The organism is Burkholderia sp. JKS000303 (assembly GCF_002563755.1).
Classification (GTDB): Bacteria; Pseudomonadota; Gammaproteobacteria; order Burkholderiales; family Burkholderiaceae; genus Burkholderia; species Burkholderia anthina_B.
In genome coordinates this window covers 101,263-120,134 of sequence record NZ_PDBZ01000001.1, presented here as the reverse complement: position 1 = coordinate 120,134, position 18,872 = coordinate 101,263, and the positions used below count along the sequence as shown (strand labels likewise).

The window sequence follows — 18,872 nt, the reverse complement described above, 5'->3', positions numbered from 1 at the left end:
GGAACGCGTGAATACCGAAATCGATGCGACTCGTCCCGCGCTCGGCGCCGCCGGCCTGCTGGGCCGCCTGCGCCTGCTGCTGCGCACGGGTCCGGCCGGCGGTCGCGCCGGCCCGCTGAGCCGGCTCGCGATCGACGGGCTGCCCGATGCCTGGACGCCGCTGGAAGCGGGCCGCCTGTATGCCGTGTATGCGGCCGCCGGCACGCCGGCCTGCGACGCGCTCGTCTGGGAAAGCGCGCGGCAATCCCGCACGCGCGACGTGACGGTGGTGCTCGCACGGGACGCCGCGCGAGTCGCCGGGCAGATGCAGGCGCGCGGTTTCGCGGGCGGCGCCCATCCGGCCGGCTGGCCGCGCAATCTGAACGTGCTGGCGATGCCGCCGGCCGCCGGGCCGGCGGACGCCGCCGCCGCGACGGAACCGGACGCACCGCGCCGCACGGCACCCGGGCCGTTCGCGCGGCTCACGGGCGGCTTGCGCGCGATGAAGCGCTACGGTTTTCGGGCGCGCTCGGTGTATTTCATCGAAGGCGCGCAGCGCTGGTTCAGCTGGGACGATCCGGCCGCGCTCGCGGAAGAGGGGCATGCGCTCGCCGACTGGTGCCGCACGCACCGGATTGCGCTCGTGTTGCTGCTCGACCCGGAGATCGCCCGCATCGGCGCCGATTCGAACACCGATGATCCGCCGCTCGTGCGCGACGCGAGCCGCGCGCCGCGCGGCGAATTCCACGGCGTGTGCGCCGGTGTCGCGCAGTTGCAGCGCACGCACGGCGAACTGCTGTGGGTCGTCGATTTCTGGCGCGCCGGCGACATGCTCGCGGCCGGCGAAGTGCGGCCGCTGCGCTTTGCGCCGAGCGGCCGGCTCGCCGCGATCGCGGATGGCGACGCGACCGAGCCCGCGCGCCGGATGAAGCTCGCGACCGACGAGGACCGTGTCGTCGTCAGCCGCGCGATACTCGACGACGCGAGCCGCGTACCCGCCGACTGGGAAATCGTCGACGACAACGCGGCCGTCGTCGCCGCCTGCACGCACGCCCAGGCCGCGACCGCGGTACTGGCATTCCGCTCGCATGCGCAGCTCGAAGCGCTGTGCGCGGCGGTTCATGCGCTGCGCCGGCAATGCGGGGGGGCACTCAAGATCGCCGTCGTTGAGCGTGACGAAGTGCTGCGCCAGCAGTTCGAGATGCTGCTGCTGAGCGTCGGCGCGAATCGCGTCGTCGCGCGCGACCTGCCCGTGTCGCGCATGCAGGCCGCCGTGCACGCGCTGCGCGGGCAGCTCTATGCGCGGCCCGTCGCGCCCGACTATCGCGCGGCGCTCGCGGCCGCGCTCGGCGATTCGGTGCTCGGCTACCTGCCGGTCGGCGCGTTCTGCCTGCGCATCCGCGCGGTGCTCGATCGCGGCGCCGTGCTGTCGCTGCCGCACACGCTCGCGAAGATCGCGCTGTTGCCCGGCGTGTCGCACGTCGATGCGCTGCGGCACTGCCGGCCGCGCCGCGCGGGCGACGTCGTGACGGCCGATGCCGGGCACCTGTACGTGTTCCTGTTCGCATGCGAGCCGGCCGATGCGGGCGACGCGCTCGCGCGGATCTTCGAGGTGCCGGTCGATACGCTGTCGGACCGCGTCGTGTGTCTCGGGCACGACAGCATCGACAAGGAACTCGATGTGCTGAAGACCGAGAACCGGCGCGCGCCGATCGCCGACTACAGCGACCTGTTCGCGGCGGCGCAGGTGCCGCCCCAACGCGAAGGCAACGTTGCACGACGGACGGAACCGGGTGCCGCGAGCGATGCGCCGGCCGCGGCCGCGCGGCTGACCGATGCGACGCCGCAACCGGCGCCGGCCGATGCCGACGCCGACGCCGACGCCGTGCCGGCCGCCGCTGCCCCGGCGCAGCTTCCCGTATTTCCCGCCGCGCGTGCGCGCGGCGCCATTCGCAGTGCGATGCCGCTGCGCAAGCCGGAGGGCGCATGATCGCCGAACTCGTCATCGGTTTCATCGTCGGCCTCGCGATCGCGGTGCCGGTGTGGATCGTCGCCCAGCACCTGGGCATCGGCCGCGGTTTCCACGCGCCGCGCGGGATCAACCGGCGCGAAGCGGTGCCGTGCGAGCTCGTGCCGGTCGCGCTGCGCGGGCGCCTGCTGCCCGATGCCGGCCGCACCGGCGAGGCGACCCGATGAAGACGATCGCCATGACGTCGACGACGGGCGGCGCGGGCCGCACGACGCTCGCCGCCGCGCTCGCGGTGCTGCTCGCGCGCCGCGGCCGGCCGGTCGTCGCCGTCGAATTCGACGCGCAGAACCTGATGGGCGCGATGCTCGGGCTCGACACGCCGGCCGAACACGGTCTCGCGCACAGCCTGCTCGGCGATGCCGCGCCGTGGCACGCGCAGACATGGCGCAATGCCGACGGCGTGCTGTTCGTGCCGTACGGGCAGGTCGACGCGGCGGGCGCCGCCGCGTGCGACGCGCGGCTCGTGGCCGATCCCGCGTGGCTGTCGCGTGCGCTCGACGAGATCGCGCTGCCGGTCGACGGCGTCGTGCTGGTCGACACCGCACGCTATCCGTCGCCGCAGGCCGAGCAGGCGATTCGCCGCGCGGACCTGACGCTCGTCGTCGTGCCGCCCGACCCGGTGGCATGCGCGACGGTCGCCGCGCGTCTCGACGCGCTGCGCGCCGGTGGCGGCGAACTGCAGATCGTCGTGAACCGGCTGAACCCGGCGCGCGACATGCAGCGCGACGCGCTCGGGATGCTGCGCGCGGTCGCGGGGCCGGCGTCGATGCTCGAGCAACGCATCCACGTCGATGCCGCCGTGCCGGAAGCGCTGGCGCGCGGTAGCTGGATCTTCGACGACGCGCCGTATTCGCAGGCGTCGCACGACCTGAGCGGCGTCGCGAACTGGGTCGATGCGTGGCTCTCGGCAGCGGTGGCCGGCCGCACGGGAGCGTCGCGATGAAGGCCGCCTTCGCGTCGCGCTGGGGCATGGCCCGTCGCAGGGTGACGGACTGGTGCGCGCGCGGGATCGGGCTGCCGGTGCAGCGCACGCTGCTCGACTGGCTCGTGCGGCTGTTCTTTCATGCGCCGCCGCCCGGGCGGCCCGACCCCGTGCGCCGCTGGGTGCGCGCCGGCTTCCTGCGGCTCGCGCGCGACTGGGGCGTGCTGCAGCCGCTGAGCCCGCGCGAATGGTTGTGGCGCGCGATCGTGCGTGCGCCGCGCGGCGCCGACGGCCGGCCCGCGCGCGATCCGCTCGCGTGGTTCGACACCTGCGTCGTGCCTGTCTACGTTGCGGCGCGCGCGCTCGCGAAGCGCGTCAATGCGCAGCTCGAGCGCCTGCCGTGGGCGCGCTGGGGCGGCTGGCTCGATGCGCGCGCGAACGGCGTCGGCCGGCACCGCTGGCTCGCGCCGCTGCTGCTGATCGCCGGCGCGGTGATGTGGGCCGCGGCCGGCATGTCGCCGCTGATGCCCAACGCGCAGTTCGCGTTCTTCGCGATCGTCGCGGTGCTCGCGCTCGCGCTGCGCCGCCTGCCCGGACATCTGCCGACCCTCGCGCTCGCGTCGCTCGCGCTGCTCGCGACGGTGCGCTACGTGTGGTGGCGCACGACGCAGACGCTCGACTTCCGCGGCCCCGTCGAGGCCGTCGCCGGCTATCTGCTGTACGGCGCCGAAGCCTATACGTGGATGATCCTGCTGCTCGGCTTCGTGCAGACCGCGTGGCCGCTCGATCGCCCGATCGTGCCGCTGCCCGACGATCCCGACGAATGGCCGAGCGTCGACCTCTACATCCCGACCTACAACGAGCCGCTGTCGGTCGTGAAGCCGACCGCGTTCGCCGCGCAGAGCATCGACTGGCCCACCGACAAGCTGCGCGTGTATTTGCTCGACGACGGCCGGCGCCCCGAGTTCGAGGCGTTCGCGAAAGAGGCGGGCATCGGCTACCTGACGCGCGACGACAACCGCCACGCGAAGGCCGGCAACATCAACCGTGCGCTGCCGAAGACGCATGGCGAGTACATCGCGATCTTCGACTGCGATCACGTGCCCACGCGCTCGTTCCTGCAGACCACGATGGGCGTGTTCCTGCGCGACCCGAAGTGCGCGCTGGTGCAGACGCCGCACCATTTCTTCTCGCCCGATCCGTTCGAGCGCAACCTCGGCACGTTCCGCGAGATCCCGAACGAGGGCAACCTGTTCTACGGGCTCGTGCAGTCGGGCAACGACCTGTGGAACGCGACGTTCTTCTGCGGCTCGTGCGCGGTGCTCAAGCGCAGCGCGCTGGAGGAGGTGGGCGGCGTCGCGGTCGAAACCGTGACCGAGGATGCGCACACGGCGCTCAAGCTGCATCGCCGCGGCTACACGTCGGCGTACCTGCCGACCGTGCAGGCGGCCGGTCTCGCGACGGAAAGCCTCGCGGGCCACGTGAAGCAGCGCACCCGCTGGGCGCGCGGGATGGCGCAGATCTTCCGGATCGACAACCCGTTCCTCGGGCGCGGGCTCGGCTTCGTGCAGCGGATCTGCTACGGCAACGCGATGCTGCACTTCTTCTACGGGATTCAGCGGCTCGTGTTCCTGTCGATTCCGCTCGCGTACCTGTTCTTCCACTTGTACTTCATCAATGCGTCGTCGGTCGCGCTCGCGAGCTACGTGATCCCGTACCTGGTGCTCGCGAACGTCGCGAACTCGCGGATGCAGGGGCGCTACCGCCATTCGTTCTGGGCCGAGGTCTACGAATCGGTGCTGGCGTGGTACATCGCACTGCCGACCACCGTCGCGTTCTTCAGCCCGAAGCACGGCAAGTTCAACGTGACCGACAAGGGCGGCAAGATCGACGAAGGCTACGTCGACTGGTCGACGTCGAAGCCGTATCTCGTGCTGTTCGCGCTGAACGTGCTCGCGATCGTCGCCGGGCTCTGGCGGCTCGTGGCCGACCAGGGCGACGAGGCGGCGACGATCCTGATCACGCTCGGCTGGACCGTCTACAACCTCGCGATGCTCGGCGCGGCGCTGGCGGTGGCGCGCGAGACGAAGCAGGTGCGCGTCACGCACCGGATCGCGATGCGCGTGCCGGCGACGCTGCTGCTCGCCGACGGCTCGACGGCCGCGTGCTTCACGAGCGACTACTCGACGGGCGGGCTCGGCCTCGAAGCGGTGCCGGGGCTGCCGCTCGCGGTCGGCGACACGCTGACGGTGTGCGTGTCGCGCGGCGACCGGCCGTTCCCGTTCCCGGTGCGCGTGAGCCGCGTGACGCCGACTCACGTCGGCGTGAGCTTCGAGGCGCTCACGCTCGAACAGGAGCGCCAGCTCGTGCAGTGCACGTTCGGCCGCGCGGACGCGTGGCTCGACTGGCACGCGGGCGCTCGCCCCGACACGCCGCTGCGCGGGCTGAAGGAAGTGCTGCAGGTGGGCGTGGACGGGTACGTCCGGATGTGGAAGGGTGCGGCGCGCAGCGTGCAGACCATGCTGGCGCCGAAGCTCGATCGGGCGCGCGACTGACGCGGCGCTCATGACGGAGTGGTTTAGATGACGTTCTGGAATCTGTATTTCATCCTGAAGTTCGCGCTGTTCGCGACCGGCCACCTGCAGCCGATGTGGCTCGCGAACCTCGCGTTCGCACTGGTGCTCGTCGCGAGCGCGCCGATCCGGCAGCGCGTGTGGCGCATCGTGCGGCAGCTCGTCGCGATCGCGATCGCGGTGCCGCTGCTCGCGCGCGAGCTGCACGCGCCGCCGCTCGCGCGGCTCGCCGAAGCCGCGCGCGAGGTCAGCACGTTTCGCCTCGACTACTGGATGGAACTGCTGCCGCGCCTGTTGCCGCCGATGCTGGTGCTGACGGTGGCGGGCGTGCTGATCGTCTATTTCATCGTGAACCGCTGGCTGCGCGTCGCGACCTTCGTGCTCGCCGTGCTGATCGTGATGCCGCTGTGGCAGGCCGGCAACGGGCTGATGGCGCGCGTCGTCGCACCGCCCGCGCAGCAGCTCGCCAACGGCAACGACGGGCGTTCCGACCAGCCCGAGGATCACAACGCGGCGCTCGCGACGTTCCGCGCGCAGGAGTCGCAGCGGCAGGTCGCGTTCGGCCATCTCGGCAACGATCCGTCCACGCAGTTCGACGTGATCGTGCTGCACATCTGTTCGCTGTCGTGGGACGACCTCGACGCCGCGAAGGTGCGCAACCACCCGATGCTGAGCCACTTCGACTACCTGTTCAACAACTTCAGCACGGCCGCGAGCTACAGCGGCCCGGCCGCGATCCGCGTGCTGCGCGCAACCTGCGGCCAGGAAGCGCATGCGGACCTGTACAAGCCCGCGCCGCAGCAGTGCTACCTGTTCTCGCAGCTGGCGGCCGCCGGCTACACGGTGCAGTCGCTGCTGAACCACGATGGCCACTTCGACAACTTCCTGCAGGTCGTGCACGACAATCTCGGCGTGCCCGACGCGCCGATGATCTCGAACGCGGCCGCGCCGGTCGCGATGCACGCGTTCGACGGCTCGGCGATCAAGGACGACTACCAGACGCTCGCGAACTGGTACGCGCAGCGCGCGTCGGTGCCGGGGCCGGTCGCGCTGTACTACAACACGATCAGCATGCATGACGGCAACCGCGTGATCGGCAGCTCGCTGAACAGCATCGACTCGTATCCGCAGCGCGCGACCAAGCTGATGGACGACTTCGACCGGCTCGCCGACCTGGTCGCGCAGTCGGGCCGGCGTGCGGTGATCGTGTTCGTGCCCGAGCACGGCGCCGCGCTGCGCGGCGACAAGAACCAGGTCGCGGGCCTGCGCGAGATCCCTACGCCGCGCATCATTCACGGCCCGGTCGGCGTGCGGCTCGTCGGCTTCGCCGGCAATCACGGCACGACCACCGTGATCGACCAGCCGACGAGCTTCCTCGCGCTCGCGCAACTGCTGTCGAACCTCGTGTCGAACAGCCCGTTCAAGCCCGGCGTGACGCTCGCGCAATACGCGGCCGATCTGCCGCGCACGCGGATGGTCGGCGAGAACGAGGGCACGGTGACGATGCAGACGCCTGCCGGCTATGCGGTCAAGACTCCGGACGGTGTATGGATCGACGAACAATAAACATCGGCGAGGGCGACGAAGGCCGCCTGTCGCAACCGAACGACGTGCTCGGCCTCGCGCGGCATCTGCCCGCGCTGGACCCGGCGCACTATGTCGACGAGCAGGCGCGGCGCGCGTTCATCGAATCGCTCGAGCGCTGGCCGGTGCTCGCGAAGCTGATGGGATTGACGCGGTAAACGCAACGCGGCCGGCGTGACTGCCGGCCGCGTTGCATCGATCGACGGATTGAGACGCTTGAGACGATCGAGACGTCAGTGCGCGTTGCGTTCCGGCTGGCGCGTCCACTGATCTTCTTCGCCGGGCACCTTGCCGAAGGTCTGCGCGGCCCACGCGTTGCGGGCCGCCTCGATCTTCGCGCGTTCGCTCGACACGAAATTCCATTCGATGAACCGCTCGCCCGGCAGGTGCGCGCCGCCGAGCAGCATCACGCGTGCGCCGTTCGCGCTCGCGAGCGCGACGCGTGCGCCGGGTTCGAGCACGGCCATCGTCGCGGGGGCGAGCGGCGTGCCGTCGATCGCGAGGTCGCCGTCGACGAGATACACGCCGCGCTCGTCGTGCTCCGCGTCGAGCGCGAGCGCGCCGCCCGCCGTGAATTCCGCGTACGCATAGAGCGTCGGCGAAAACACCTCGACCGGCGACGTGAGCCCGAACGCGGTGCCCGCGATCACGCGCACGTGCGTGCCGTCGCGCGTGAACGACGGCAGCGTGTCGGCCGCGTGATGCACGAACGCGGGCTCGGTGTCCTCGTGCTCGACCGGCAGCGCGACCCAGGTCTGGATCCCGTGCACCGGCTGCGCGAGCGGCCGGTCTTCAGCGGGCGAGCGCTCCGAGTGCACGATGCCGCGCCCGGCCGTCATCCAGTTCACGTCGCCGGGCACGATCTTCTGCCGGAAGCCGAGGCTGTCGTGATGCATCAGCGTGCCGTCGAACAGGTAGGTGACGGTCGCGAGGCCGATGTGCGGATGCGGCAGCACGTCGATGCCGCTGCCGGCCGGCAGCACGGCCGGCCCCATCTCGTCGAAGAAGATGAACGGGCCGACGAGGCGCGCGGCGCGCGCGGGCAGCACGCGGCGCACGACGAGATTGCCGATGTCGCTCTCGCGCGGCGTGAGCAGGGTCTTGATCGATGCGGACATGGTGAGACTCTCGTGTTCAGGGGGCGATACGTCAGGCGATCGCCGTGTCGATCGAGATCGGGTTCGACAGGATCTTGTGCACCGGGCACGCGTTCGCGATCTGCAGCAGGCGCTCGCGCTGCTCGTCGGACAGGTCGCCGTCGAGCGTGATGCGGCGCATGATCGTGCTGCCCGCGCTGCCCGATTCGTGCGCGAGCTTCACGTGCACTTCGGCGAGCGGCCAGCCCTTGCGTTGCGCGTACATCTTCAGCGTGATCGCGGTGCATGCGCCGAGGCTCGACAGCAGCAGCGCGACGGGCGTCGGTGCCGCGTCGCCGCCGCCGAGCGACGCCGGTTCGTCGGCGCGCCATTGATGGACGCCGTCGGTGAAATGGACCAGGTAATCGACCGAGCCGATGCTCGCTTCGACGGACAGTTCGCTCATTGCAATTCCATATGGGGAAGGGGGCGGGCCGGCGACCGGCCGCGCACGGCCGGACGTCAGGGTTCGAGCAGGCGCTGCAGCCGCAGTTCCTCGAAGTCCAGTTCGGATTCTATGCGGTGCAGCACCGCGTCGTCGACCCGGCCGTCGCGATGCAGCTCGAGCAGCGCATCGCGCGACACGCCGACCAGTTCGAGTTCCACGCGCAGCATGCGTGCGCGCACGTCCGCCGGTTCGGCGCCGTCGCGGTGCGCGTGCTCGTTGAACGCGACGCGGCCGCGGTATTCGGTCAGCAGCCTGTCGAGCGACGCACGCTCGAGGCCGGAGCCGCGCTGCTCGCGTGCGTCGAGCTCGGCGAGCGCCGCGCCGAACGCGTGCGCGCGCACGGCATGCTCGGACATCGTGTGCCGGGCGGCCGGCTGCAGTTTCAGCACGCGGATCAGCGGCGCGAGCGTGCCGCCCTGCACGACGAGCGTCGCGATGATCAGCAGGAACGTGCTGAACAGGATCAGGTCGCGACCGGGGAAGTTGTTCGGCAGCGCGATCGCGGCGGCGAGGCTCACCACGCCGCGCATGCCGGACCAGCCGAGCACGACGGCCTCGCGCCACGACCACGACGGATGGCCCGTGCGCGCCGCGCGCAGGCGGCCCGGCAGCCACATCGCGACGAACACCCACACGACGCGCGCGGCGATCGCGGCGGCGGTGGCCGGCAGCGCCACCCGCAGCCCGTCCATCAGCACCGCGCCTTCGTGGTTCACGCGCGCGAGGATCGCGTGCAGCGCGAGACCGATCAGGATGAACACGAGCGCGTCGAGCACGAACACGATCGCTTCCCACGTCGCCTTCGCCTTGATCCGCATGTCGGCGTCGAACACGCGATGCTGGCGCACGCCGAGCACGAGGCCGCAGGTGACGACCGACAGCACGCCCGAGCCGTGCACGGCTTCCGCGATCCCGTAGCTGCCCCACGCCATCGCGAAGGTCACGACGATGCCGAGCATCGGTTCGCGCAGGCGTTGCAGCACCCAGCACATCGCGTGGCCGCACGCGAGGCCGACCGCGATGCCGATCAGCGTGAGCGAGAAGAACAGGCCGGTGGCGCTGGCCGTCGTGATCGTGACCGCGAGCGCGGCCGACACGGCCATCTGATAGAGCAGCAGGCCCGACGCGTCGTTGACGAGGCTTTCGCCTTCGAGCACCGCGACGAGCCGCGCGGGCAACGGATGACGTTTCAGGATCGCCTCCGCGGCGACCGCATCGGGCGGCGACACGATCGCGCCGAGCGTGAAGCAGGCGGCCCACGGCAGCGCGGGATTCACCGCATGCACGGCGAGCGCGACCGCGACGGTCGTGAATGCCACGGCGCCGAGCGCGAGCGAGGCGATCGACGCGAGTTCGCGCCGGAACTCCTTCCACGCCGTGTAGAAGCCGCTCGACATCAGCAGCGGCGGCAGCACGGCCGCGAGCAGCAGCGCCGGATCCATGTCCGGCACGCGCTTGCCGGCGACGGCCACCGCGCAGCCGCCGAGCAGCAGCACGACGGCAGGCGGAATCGAGATCCGCTCGGCGAGCCACGTGAGCGCCCCCGCGCCGCAGATCAACAGCAGCAGGTAATGGAACAGCTCGACGTTGCTCACGCGCGGCGGTTCCCGACGCGCTGCATCACGACGGCTTGCGCTCGTTCGTGTTGCCGCCCGGCAGCGGGCCGAACATGTGCTGGCTGCACTTCGCCTCGCGCCATGCGGTATTCAGCCGGTGTCCCTTGAGCATGCGCCGCGCGACGGGCAGGATCTGTTCGCCGGCCAGCATGCCGAGCAGGCCGGTGAGCGCGATGATCGGCGGCGCGGGCGAATTCACGCCGATCGCGCCGTAGATGACGCCGGCGAGGATGCCGGCGAGCAGCGAGAAAACATACGGTTTCATGGTCGAGCGCCTCGTGGTAGCCGGGCGGCACCGCAACGGCGCCGTCAAAGTCTTGAAAGCGTATCGGGTTTGCGTGAAGAAAAAAAGTGCCGGTAGCCCCGAACGGACGTCGTTTACGGAATTGCATCAATTCCGTTTCTTGGGTGTTCGCGCCGCGCGTTTGCGGATTAAATATTTCGAGCCGGATGACGATCCGGCGTATCTCCGGCTCCTCCCGTTATCGCGGTCGAGGCAGGCCCCCTTTTCTTCGTTCACAGGACTCGATGCGCCATGAGCAATCCGAAGCTTGAAGTACTTACTCCGCAGAACAGCCAAGTGATCTTCATCGATCAGCAGCCGCAGATGGCGTTCGGCGTGCAGTCCATCGATCGCCAGACGCTGAAGAACAACGTCGTCGGCCTCGCGAAAGCCGCGAAGGCGTTCAACATCCCGACCACGATCACGACGGTCGAGACCGAGAGCTTCTCGGGCCATACCTATCCGGAACTGCTCGACGTGTTCCCGAACCAGAAGACGCTCGAACGCACGTCGATGAATTCGTGGGACGACCAGAAGGTGCGCGACGCGCTGGCCGCGAACGGCCGCAAGAAGGTGATCGTGTCGGGCCTGTGGACCGAGGTCTGCAACACGACCTTCGCACTGTGCGCGATGCTCGAAGGCGACTACGAGATCTACATGGTCGCCGATGCGTCGGGCGGCACGTCGAAGGACGCGCACGACTTCGCGATGCAGCGAATGATCCAGGCCGGCGCCGTGCCGGTCACGTGGCAGCAGGTCATCCTCGAATGGCAGCGCGACTGGGCGCGTCGCGATACGTACGAAGCGGTGATGGGCGTCGTCCGGGAGCACTCGGGCGCGTACGGGATGGGCGTCGACTACGCGTACACGATGGTCCACAAGGCCGCGCAACGTACCGCGACGCCGCACGAGTCGATCCCGGCCGTTCCGGCGAAGTAACGGGCGACGCGATCAATGCCCGCGGCGGCCTGCGGAATGCGCAGGCCGCCGTCCGCTCAGGCTGGCAGCGCCCACGGTGCATGCGAGAAATGTTCGGCGAGGAACTCGAGCAATACCGTCACGCGCGCGGCGCGCAGCATGCCGGGCGGCGTGACGAGGTTGACGTTGATGTCCGCGATCTTCCAGTCGTGCATCACTTCCTCGAGCGCGCCGCGCTGCAGTTCGTCCCACACCAGGAATTCGGGTTGCAGGGCGAGCCCGTGACCGGCGACGAGCGAGGGCACGATCACGTCGGCATTGTTGGTGCGAATGCGTCCATGCACGTTCACGCCGAAATCCTCGCCCGAGACCGGGTGGCGAAAGCGCCAGTGTTCGGGCGTCGGCAGGTTCGTGTAGGTGAGGCAGACGTGCTGTTCGATGTCGCGCGGATGCGTGGGCCGACCGTGCCGGTCGAGATAGGCGGGCGACGCGACGAGCGGCCGGCGCACCGAGCACAGCCTGCGCGAGCGCAGCGACGAGTCGCTGAGCTCGGCGATGCGGATCGCAACGTCGAAGCCGCCGGATACGATGTCGACGATGTGATCGGTCAGCACGAGGTCGATGTCGACTTGCGGATGGCGTTCGAGAAACTCGGGCAGCAGCGGCGACAGATGGCGCAGCCCGAACGACATCGGCGCGTTCACGCGCACGAGGCCGTGCGGTTCGAGTGCTTGCGCGGACGCTTCGCTCTCGATCAGTTCGGCATCGGCGAGCAGGCGGATCGCGCGGTCGCGCAGCAGTTCGCCGGTCGGCGTGAGCGAGATCTTGCGCGACGTGCGGTACAGCAGCATCGCGCCGAGGCGCTTTTCGAGGCGCGCGATGGCCTTCGACACGGTCGGTTGCGATATGCCGAGCAGTTCCGCGGCTTTCGCGAACGAGCCCGTCTCCGCGACGCGCGCAAAGATGGCCCAGGCTTCGAGGTCAGGAAGGGTTTGCATGGTCGGACAGCGTGACAGGAATGCGAAGTGAATGTGGCGGCAGCGAATCGAGCGGCCGTTGCGATGCGGATCATTCTAATCCGGCCGGGAGGAAAAATCGTTATGGAATCTTATCTATTGTCACTGGCTGCCGGCGTGCTGATCGGCGTCGTGTACAGCGTGATCAAGGTGCGCTCTCCTGCGCCGCCGCTGATCGCGCTGATCGGCCTCGCCGGCATGTTGATCGGCGCACAGGCCATCGGCTCCGTCCGTCACTGGCTCGGCTTCTGACCACATCGAGGACACACCATGAGCGCAACCGATACTCAACCGGATCTCATCCTGCACAACGGGCGCATCACGACGCTCGATCGTGCGAACCCCGTCGCGACGGCCGTCGCGATCAAGGACGGCCGCTTCGTCGCGGTCGGCAGCAACACGGAAATCATGCCGCTCGCGGGCCGTGCGACGAAGGTGGTCGACCTCGACGGGCGCCCGGTGCTGCCGGGCCTGATCGACAACCACACGCACGTGATTCGCGGCGGGCTGAACTACAACCTGGAGCTGCGCTGGGACGGCGTGCGCTCGCTCGCGGTCGCGATGGAGATGCTCAAGCAGCAGGTCGCGATCACGCCGGCGCCGCAATGGGTGCGCGTGGTCGGCGGCTTCACCGAGCATCAGTTCGCGGAGAAGCGCCTGCCGACGATCGACGAACTCAACGCAGCCGCGCCCGATACGCCGGTGTTCATTCTGCACCTGTATGACCGTGCGCTGCTGAACGCGGCCGCGCTGCGCGTCGTCGGCTATACGAAGGACACGCCGGAGCCGCCGGGCGGCACGATTCTGCGCGACGAAGCGGGCAACCCGACGGGCTTGCTGCTCGCGAATCCGAACGCGTCGATCCTCTATGCGACGCTCGCGAAGGGGCCGAAGCTGCCGTTCGAATATCAGTACAACTCGACGCGTCACTTCATGCGCGAGCTGAACCGGCTCGGCGTGACCGGCGTGATCGACGCGGGCGGCGGTTCGCAGAATTATCCCGACGATTACGAAGTGATCCGCAAGCTGCACGATGCGGGCGAGATGACGGTGCGCATCGCGTACAACCTGTTCACGCAGAAGCCGAATGCGGAGAAGGAAGACTTCGTCAACTGGACGAAGAGCGTCAAGTATCACGACGGCACCGATTATTTCCGCAACAACGGCGCGGGCGAGATGCTGGTGTTTTCCGCGGCCGACTTCGAGGACTTCCGCGTCGCGCGTCCGGATCTGCCCGCGCAGATGGAAGACGATCTCGAAGGCGTCGTGCGCGTGCTCGCGCAGAACCGCTGGCCGTGGCGCATGCATGCCACGTACGACGAAACGATCAGCCGCGCGCTCGACGTGTTCGAGAAGGTGAACCGCGATATTCCGCTCGACGGATTGAACTGGTTCTTCGATCATGCGGAAACGATCTCCGAGAAGTCGATGGACCGGATCGCCGCGCTCGGTGGCGGTGTTGCTGTGCAGCACCGGATGGCGTATCAGGGCGAGTACTTCGTCGAGCGCTACGGCGCGCAGGCAGCGGAAGCGACGCCGCCGGTCGCGAAGATGCTCGGCAAGGGGCTCAAGGTTTCGGCCGGCACCGACGCGACGCGCGTCGCGTCGTACAACCCGTGGGTGTCGCTCGCATGGCTCGTGACGGGCAAGACGGTCGGCGGGATGCGCATGTATCCGCAGCGCAACCTGCTCGATCGCGAAACCGCGTTGCGCATGTGGACCGAGTACGTGACGTGGTTCTCGAACGAGGAAGGCAAGAAAGGGCGTATCGCGGTCGGGCAGCTCGCCGACCTGGTCGTCCCGGATCGCGATTTCTTCACGTGTGCGGAGGACGATATCGTCGACACGACGGCATTGCTGACGGTGGTGGGCGGCCGGATCGTGTGGGGCGCCGGGCCGTTCTCTTCGCACGACGCGCCGATTCCGCCCGCGATGCCGGACTGGTCGCCGGTGCGCGCATACGGCGGTTACGGCGGCTGGGGCGCGACGCAGCGCGAGGGCGCGCCGCTGCAGCGTGCGGCGGCGGCCGCAGCCGCGTGCGGTTGTTCGACCGCGTGCGGCATGCATGGCCATGCGCATGCGAGCGCATGGAGCCGCACGTTGCCGACCTCGGATGCGAAGGGCTTCTGGGGCGCGTTCGGCTGTTCGTGCTGGGCGGTCTGATGACGACGCGCACCGTCTACGGCAATCCGGCCTGGGTCCGTGCGCTGCTGTCGCAGCCGTGGACCTTGCTGCTCGCGCGTCTCGCGCTGGTGTCGGCCTTTCTGATCGGCGGCATCGCGAAGGCGCTCGATTTCGACGGTGCGGTCGCGGAGCAGGCGCGTTTCGGCCTGCATCCGGCCGCGTTGTGGGCGGTGCTCGCGATCGCGGTCGAGATCGTCGGCTCGCTTTGCGTGGTGTTTCGTCGCTTCACGTGGCTCGGCGCCGGCAGTCTCGGCATGCTGACGCTCGTCGCGATGGTCGTCGCCAACGATTTTTGGAACCGCTCGGGCGCCGAACACTTCATGGCGCTCAACAGTTTTTTCGAGCATCTCGGGCTGATCGCGGCACTCGTGCTCGCGACCGCGCTCGACGATGCGAAGCACCTGGCCGGTGACGGCCGTACTACTCGATGACGATGAAACAACCAGGAAACCCTGTCATGAAAACCCTTCGTTCCGTGTTGCTTGCCGCGATGATCGCTGGCGGTCTTGCCGTCGCGCCGGTCGTGTTCGCGAAGCCGCCGGTCGTCCCTGCGCCGGTGCCGGTGCTGGCCGTCGGGCCGCAGTACGACACGACGCACGTGTGCGTGTCGCCGGACGATTTCGACCGTTTCACCGACAGCTTCGTCGCGACCTTCGGCGGCAAGAAGTCGAAGCAGGGTGTGTTCCAGGTCACGCCCACGCCGAGCCAGACGATGTCGCAGCTCGTGCTCACGCCGGTCGGCACGGTCTCGGTGTTCGGCTTCAAGACGCCGATCCCGTATCCGTTCTGCTCGGAGCGCACCGGCTACCTCGTCACCGATCTCGACGTCGCGATGAAGACGGCGCGTGCGCACGGCGCGGACGTGATCGTCGACACGTTCCCCGATCCGATCGGCCGCGACGCGATCATCCGCTGGACCGGCGGGCTGAGCATGCAGCTCTATTGGCATACCGAAGCGCCGCACTACGATGCGCTGGAGACGGTGCCCGAGAACCGCGTGTACGTATCGCCGGAAAGCGTGCGCAAGCTGGTCCACGATTTCGTCAAGTTCTCGAACGGCAAGGTGGTATCCGACACCCTCAAGGCGCCGGGCATCGAGATCGGCCGGCCGAATGAGACCTACCGCCGTATCCGCATCGAATCGGGCTTCGGCAAGATGACCGTGCTCGTGACCGACGGCCACCTGCCTTACCCGTTCGGCCGCGAGATGACCGGCTATGAAGTGCCCGATCTCGCCGCGACGCTGAAGAAGGCGCAGGCCGCGGGCGTGACCGTGCTGGTGCCGCCGTTCACGTCGGACGGCCGCGACGCGGCGCTCGTGCAGTTCCCGGGCGGCTACGTCGCCGAGATCCACGCGAGCGCGGCACGATGAAGCACGAGGACACGATCCTTGCCGCGGTGGCCGGCTTCGTCGACACGCTGAGCTTCGTCGCGCTGTTCGGGCTGTTCACCGCGCACGTGACGGGCAACTTCGTATTGATCGGCGCGGGCGTCGCGGGCTTCGGCCAGGGCGTCGTGCTGAAACTGAGCGTGTTTCCGGCGTTCGTGTGCGGCGTGATCGCGAGCAGCCTGATCGCGCGCTCGATGTCCGCGCGGCCGGCGTGGCAGGGCACGCGCGCGTTGCATGCGGTGCAGGCCGTGCTGCTGCTCGGCTTCTGCGTGGCCGGCGTGTGGGCGACGCCCGTCACGCAGCCCGACAGCCTGCCGGCGCTCGTGGCCGGCATCGTCGGCGCGTTCGCGATGGGCGTGCAGAACGCGCATCCGCGCGTGATCCCGCGTGCAGGCGGCGTGCCGAACACCGTGATGACGGGCAACGTGACGCAGGCGATCCTCGACGTCGTCGACATGCTGTCGGCCGGCACGGCCGACAGCGCGCGTGCGACGGCGCGGGCGCGCTTCGGCAAGATGCTGCCGGCGATCGTCGCGTTCGCGCTCGGCGCGATGGGCGGTGCGCTCGGGTTTCGCCACGTCGGATTCCTGGCGCTGCTGTTGCCCGTCGGCGCGCTCGCGCTGCTCGCGGTGTGTGCGGCGCAAGCAGCTGGCTCCGTGAAGCAGGAGCATGCATGATTCCGGTAAGACAGGGGAGACACCGCGGCCGTCGCGTCGATCGGGCCGCGCGCCTGTCGATCGTCGCGGGGCTGCTGTTCGCGGGCACCGATGCGGCGTTCGCGCAAGCGACGACTACGTCGACACCGGCGGCACCGGCAACATCGACATCGACATCGGAAACATCGACCTCGCCACCCGCGGCCGGCGGCACGGCTTCGACCTGCACGGCCAAGCGGCCGACCGTGCTGTTCAACCGCTGGCAGGAAGACTGGTCGGTGCTCGCGAATCCGTGCGTGCCGCGCCGGCCGCTCGACGGTCTGAAATACATTCCGCTCGGCAACGATCCGGCATCCTATCTGTCGCTCGGCGTGAACCTGCGCGAGCGGATGGAGACCAACAACGCGCCGCTGTTCGGGATCGGTTCGTCGCAATCGGATACGTACCTGATCCAGCGCGTCGAAGTGCATGCCGATGCGCATCTCGGCCAGCACTGGCAGTTCTTCGTGCAGTTGGAAGACGCGCGTGCGTACGGCAAGAACGCGGTGTCGCCGGTCGACCAGAACCCGCTCGATCTCGAACAGGCGTTCGCGACCTACACGAGCAAGCTCGGCGGCGGCACGTTCAAGCTCCGCGTCGGCCGGCAGGAGATGGCGTTCGACTTGCAGCGCTTCATCGCCGCGCGCGACGGTCCGAACGTGCGGCAGGCGTTCGATGCGGTCTGGGCCGACTACGAATACGGGAAGTGGCGCTTCATCGGCTATGCGACGCAGCCGGTGCAGAACCGCAACGCGTCCGATTTCGACGACGTGTCGAATCGCGATCTCACGTTCAGCGGCGTGCGCTTCGAGCGACAGTCGGTCGGGCCCGGCGACCTGTCGGGCTACTGGTCGCGCTATAACCGCACCAACGCGCGTTACCTCGATGCGAGCGGCCCCGAGCGTCGCGACGTGTGGGACCTGCGTTACAGCGGGACGCAAGGGCGCTTTGACTGGGATCTCGAAACGATGCTGCAGAGCGGCACGGTCGGCAACAGCACGATCGGCGCGTGGGCCGTCGGTTCGATCGCGGGCTACACGCTCGACGCGCCGTGGTCGCCGCGCATCGCGATGCAGGTCGATGCGGCGTCGGGCGACCGGCATCCGGGCGACGGTCGCGTCGGCACCTTCAACCCGCTGTTCCCGAACGGCTATTACTTCACGCTCGCCGGCTATACGAGTTACGCGAACCTGATTCACGTGAAGCCGTCCGTGACGCTGAAGCCGTCGGCGAACCTGACGCTGCTCGGCGCGCTGGGCTTCCAGTGGCGCGAGACGACCGGCGATGCCGTCTATCAGCAGCCGAACATCCCGGTTCCGGGCACGGCGGGCAAGGGCAGCCTGTGGACGGGGATGTACGTGCAGCTGCGCGCGGACTGGACCATTGCCGCGAACCTGATCGGTTCGGTCGAGGCCGTGCACTTCCAGGTCGGCGACTCGATCCGGCAGGCGGGCGGGCACAACGCCGACTATGCGGGCGTCGAACTGAAGTATGGGTGGTAGGGTGAGTACGGCGGCCCGTGCGCGATCGAATGCACGCGTGCAGGTGCTCGCCTATTCGGACGAGGTGCTGATCGTGCGCTGGCTGGCGTCGGGCGGCACGGAACAGCGCTGGACGCCCAGGCGCGCATGCCGTTCGGGCCGCTGCGCGCTGTCCGGCGAGAAGATCGTATGCGGCGACGTCGTTTTCAGCCCGCGCGGGCGGGCGCCGGTCGATCCGAACGCGATGGTCCTCGCCGCGGCGCTCGGCAGTCCGCTCGCGCCGAAGGTTCGTCCGCACGTGCAGGTGCTCGAGCGCTCGGCGCAGCTGCTGGTCGTACGCTGGGTCGAACCGGGGCGTGCGCACTTCGGCGAGCAGCACTGGAAGCCCGGACGCGCACGGCATGCGGGTGTCTGCGCGCTGACGGGCGCGCGGATTGCGTGCGGAGATGACGTGTTCCGCCCGAGCGGACGGCCGATGCCGCCGAATGCCGGCGCGATGATTCTGGCCATCGCCGTCGCGCTCGATGGCGCAGACCTCGCGCCAGCATGAGCGGGAGGCGGGCATGACGCCGGACACGCCGGGGCGATGCGCGCAGGCAGAACGAACAAAGGGCGGCC

At 69.1% G+C, this 18,872-nt stretch carries 19 protein-coding genes and 1 pseudogene; 15 read left to right on the top strand and 5 right to left on the bottom strand.

Annotated elements, in window-relative coordinates; genetic code table 11:
* The first annotated feature begins 7 nt into the window (after positions 1-7).
* Genes bcsE through BX604_RS00520 form a run of 6 tightly spaced genes read left to right on the top strand, consistent with a single transcriptional unit; the run spans position 8 to position 7,245 of the window.
* On the top strand, positions 8-1,969 hold the full coding sequence (gene bcsE / locus BX604_RS00545) for a cellulose biosynthesis protein BcsE (RefSeq protein ID WP_098549100.1): 1,962 nt from the start codon (positions 8-10) through the stop codon (positions 1,967-1,969).
* Positions 1,966-2,175, top strand: a complete 210-nt coding sequence (locus tag BX604_RS00540) for a hypothetical protein (protein ID WP_098549099.1) — start codon at positions 1,966-1,968, stop codon at positions 2,173-2,175. The genes bcsE and BX604_RS00540 overlap by 4 nt, the downstream gene beginning before the upstream one ends.
* Positions 2,172-2,951, top strand: a complete 780-nt coding sequence (gene bcsQ / locus BX604_RS00535) for a cellulose biosynthesis protein BcsQ (protein ID WP_098549098.1) — start codon at positions 2,172-2,174, stop codon at positions 2,949-2,951. The genes BX604_RS00540 and bcsQ overlap by 4 nt, the downstream gene beginning before the upstream one ends.
* Positions 2,948-5,485, top strand: a complete 2,538-nt coding sequence (gene bcsA / locus BX604_RS00530; RefSeq protein ID WP_098552653.1) for a UDP-forming cellulose synthase catalytic subunit — start codon at positions 2,948-2,950, stop codon at positions 5,483-5,485. The genes bcsQ and bcsA overlap by 4 nt, the downstream gene beginning before the upstream one ends.
* A gap of 27 nt (positions 5,486-5,512) precedes the next feature.
* Positions 5,513-7,069 carry a cellulose biosynthesis protein BcsG gene (gene bcsG / locus BX604_RS00525; protein ID WP_098549097.1) on the top strand — a complete coding sequence of 519 codons (1,557 nt, stop codon included), beginning with the start codon at positions 5,513-5,515 and terminating at the stop codon, positions 7,067-7,069.
* Positions 7,051-7,245 carry a hypothetical protein gene (locus tag BX604_RS00520; RefSeq protein ID WP_098549096.1) on the top strand — a complete coding sequence of 65 codons (195 nt, stop codon included), beginning with the start codon at positions 7,051-7,053 and terminating at the stop codon, positions 7,243-7,245. Before bcsG ends, BX604_RS00520 begins: the two co-directional genes overlap by 19 nt.
* Before the next feature lie 75 nt (positions 7,246-7,320).
* Here the strand turns inward: BX604_RS00520 and BX604_RS00515 are convergent, their stop codons facing one another.
* From BX604_RS00515 to BX604_RS00500, 4 genes are read right to left on the bottom strand one after another with little or no spacing between them, the layout of a single operon-like run.
* Positions 7,321-8,205, bottom strand: coding sequence for a pirin family protein (locus tag BX604_RS00515; RefSeq protein WP_098549095.1), 885 nt, complete (start codon positions 8,203-8,205; stop codon positions 7,321-7,323).
* Between the two features lie 31 nt (positions 8,206-8,236).
* Positions 8,237-8,629, bottom strand: coding sequence for an OsmC family protein (locus BX604_RS00510; protein WP_098549094.1), 393 nt, complete (start codon positions 8,627-8,629; stop codon positions 8,237-8,239).
* A 56-nt stretch (positions 8,630-8,685) separates the two neighbouring features.
* Positions 8,686-10,266, bottom strand: a complete 1,581-nt coding sequence (locus tag BX604_RS00505) for a cation:proton antiporter (RefSeq protein WP_098549093.1) — start codon at positions 10,264-10,266, stop codon at positions 8,686-8,688.
* 25 nt (positions 10,267-10,291) lie between these two features.
* Positions 10,292-10,552, bottom strand: a complete 261-nt coding sequence (locus BX604_RS00500) for a XapX domain-containing protein (protein ID WP_098549092.1) — start codon at positions 10,550-10,552, stop codon at positions 10,292-10,294.
* 270 nt (positions 10,553-10,822) lie between these two features.
* Between BX604_RS00500 and BX604_RS00495 the strand changes: the two genes are divergently transcribed.
* Positions 10,823-11,509, top strand: a complete 687-nt coding sequence (locus BX604_RS00495; protein WP_098549091.1) for a hydrolase — start codon at positions 10,823-10,825, stop codon at positions 11,507-11,509.
* Positions 11,510-11,565: 56 nt separating this feature from the next.
* Here the strand turns inward: BX604_RS00495 and BX604_RS00490 are convergent, their stop codons facing one another.
* Entirely contained in the window at positions 11,566-12,486 is a 921-nt protein-coding gene (locus BX604_RS00490; protein ID WP_098549090.1) for a LysR family transcriptional regulator, read from the bottom strand.
* A 102-nt stretch (positions 12,487-12,588) separates the two neighbouring features.
* On the opposite strand from BX604_RS00490, the gene BX604_RS00485 reads away from it, so the two are divergent.
* The 8 genes and pseudogenes from BX604_RS00485 to BX604_RS39400 all read left to right on the top strand — a co-directional run bounded on the left by BX604_RS00485 (position 12,589) and on the right by BX604_RS39400 (position 18,804).
* Positions 12,589-12,756, top strand: coding sequence for a DUF1427 family protein (locus tag BX604_RS00485; RefSeq protein WP_098549089.1), 168 nt, complete (start codon positions 12,589-12,591; stop codon positions 12,754-12,756).
* Positions 12,757-12,774: 18 nt separating this feature from the next.
* A complete protein-coding gene (locus BX604_RS00480) occupies positions 12,775-14,667 on the top strand; it encodes an amidohydrolase (protein ID WP_098549088.1) in 1,893 nt (630 codons plus the stop codon).
* Positions 14,667-15,119 carry a DoxX family protein gene (locus tag BX604_RS00475; RefSeq protein ID WP_098549087.1) on the top strand — a complete coding sequence of 151 codons (453 nt, stop codon included), beginning with the start codon at positions 14,667-14,669 and terminating at the stop codon, positions 15,117-15,119. Before BX604_RS00480 ends, BX604_RS00475 begins: the two co-directional genes overlap by 1 nt.
* 26 nt (positions 15,120-15,145) lie before the next feature.
* Entirely contained in the window at positions 15,146-16,060 is a 915-nt protein-coding gene (locus BX604_RS00470; protein WP_098549086.1) for a VOC family protein, read from the top strand.
* Positions 16,057-16,755, top strand: a complete 699-nt coding sequence (locus BX604_RS00465) for a YoaK family protein (RefSeq protein WP_098549085.1) — start codon at positions 16,057-16,059, stop codon at positions 16,753-16,755. The genes BX604_RS00470 and BX604_RS00465 overlap by 4 nt, the downstream gene beginning before the upstream one ends.
* Positions 16,752-18,275, top strand: coding sequence for an alginate export family protein (locus BX604_RS00460; protein ID WP_098549084.1), 1,524 nt, complete (start codon positions 16,752-16,754; stop codon positions 18,273-18,275). Before BX604_RS00465 ends, BX604_RS00460 begins: the two co-directional genes overlap by 4 nt.
* Positions 18,265-18,504: pseudogene (locus BX604_RS39405) on the top strand (DUF3331 domain-containing protein); the annotation flags it as partial. The gene BX604_RS00460 and the pseudogene BX604_RS39405, both read left to right, overlap by 11 nt.
* Positions 18,499-18,804, top strand: a complete 306-nt coding sequence (locus tag BX604_RS39400) for a DUF3331 domain-containing protein (RefSeq protein WP_257146375.1) — start codon at positions 18,499-18,501, stop codon at positions 18,802-18,804. The pseudogene BX604_RS39405 and the gene BX604_RS39400, both read left to right, overlap by 6 nt.
* The last annotated feature ends 68 nt before the right edge of the window (positions 18,805-18,872 follow it).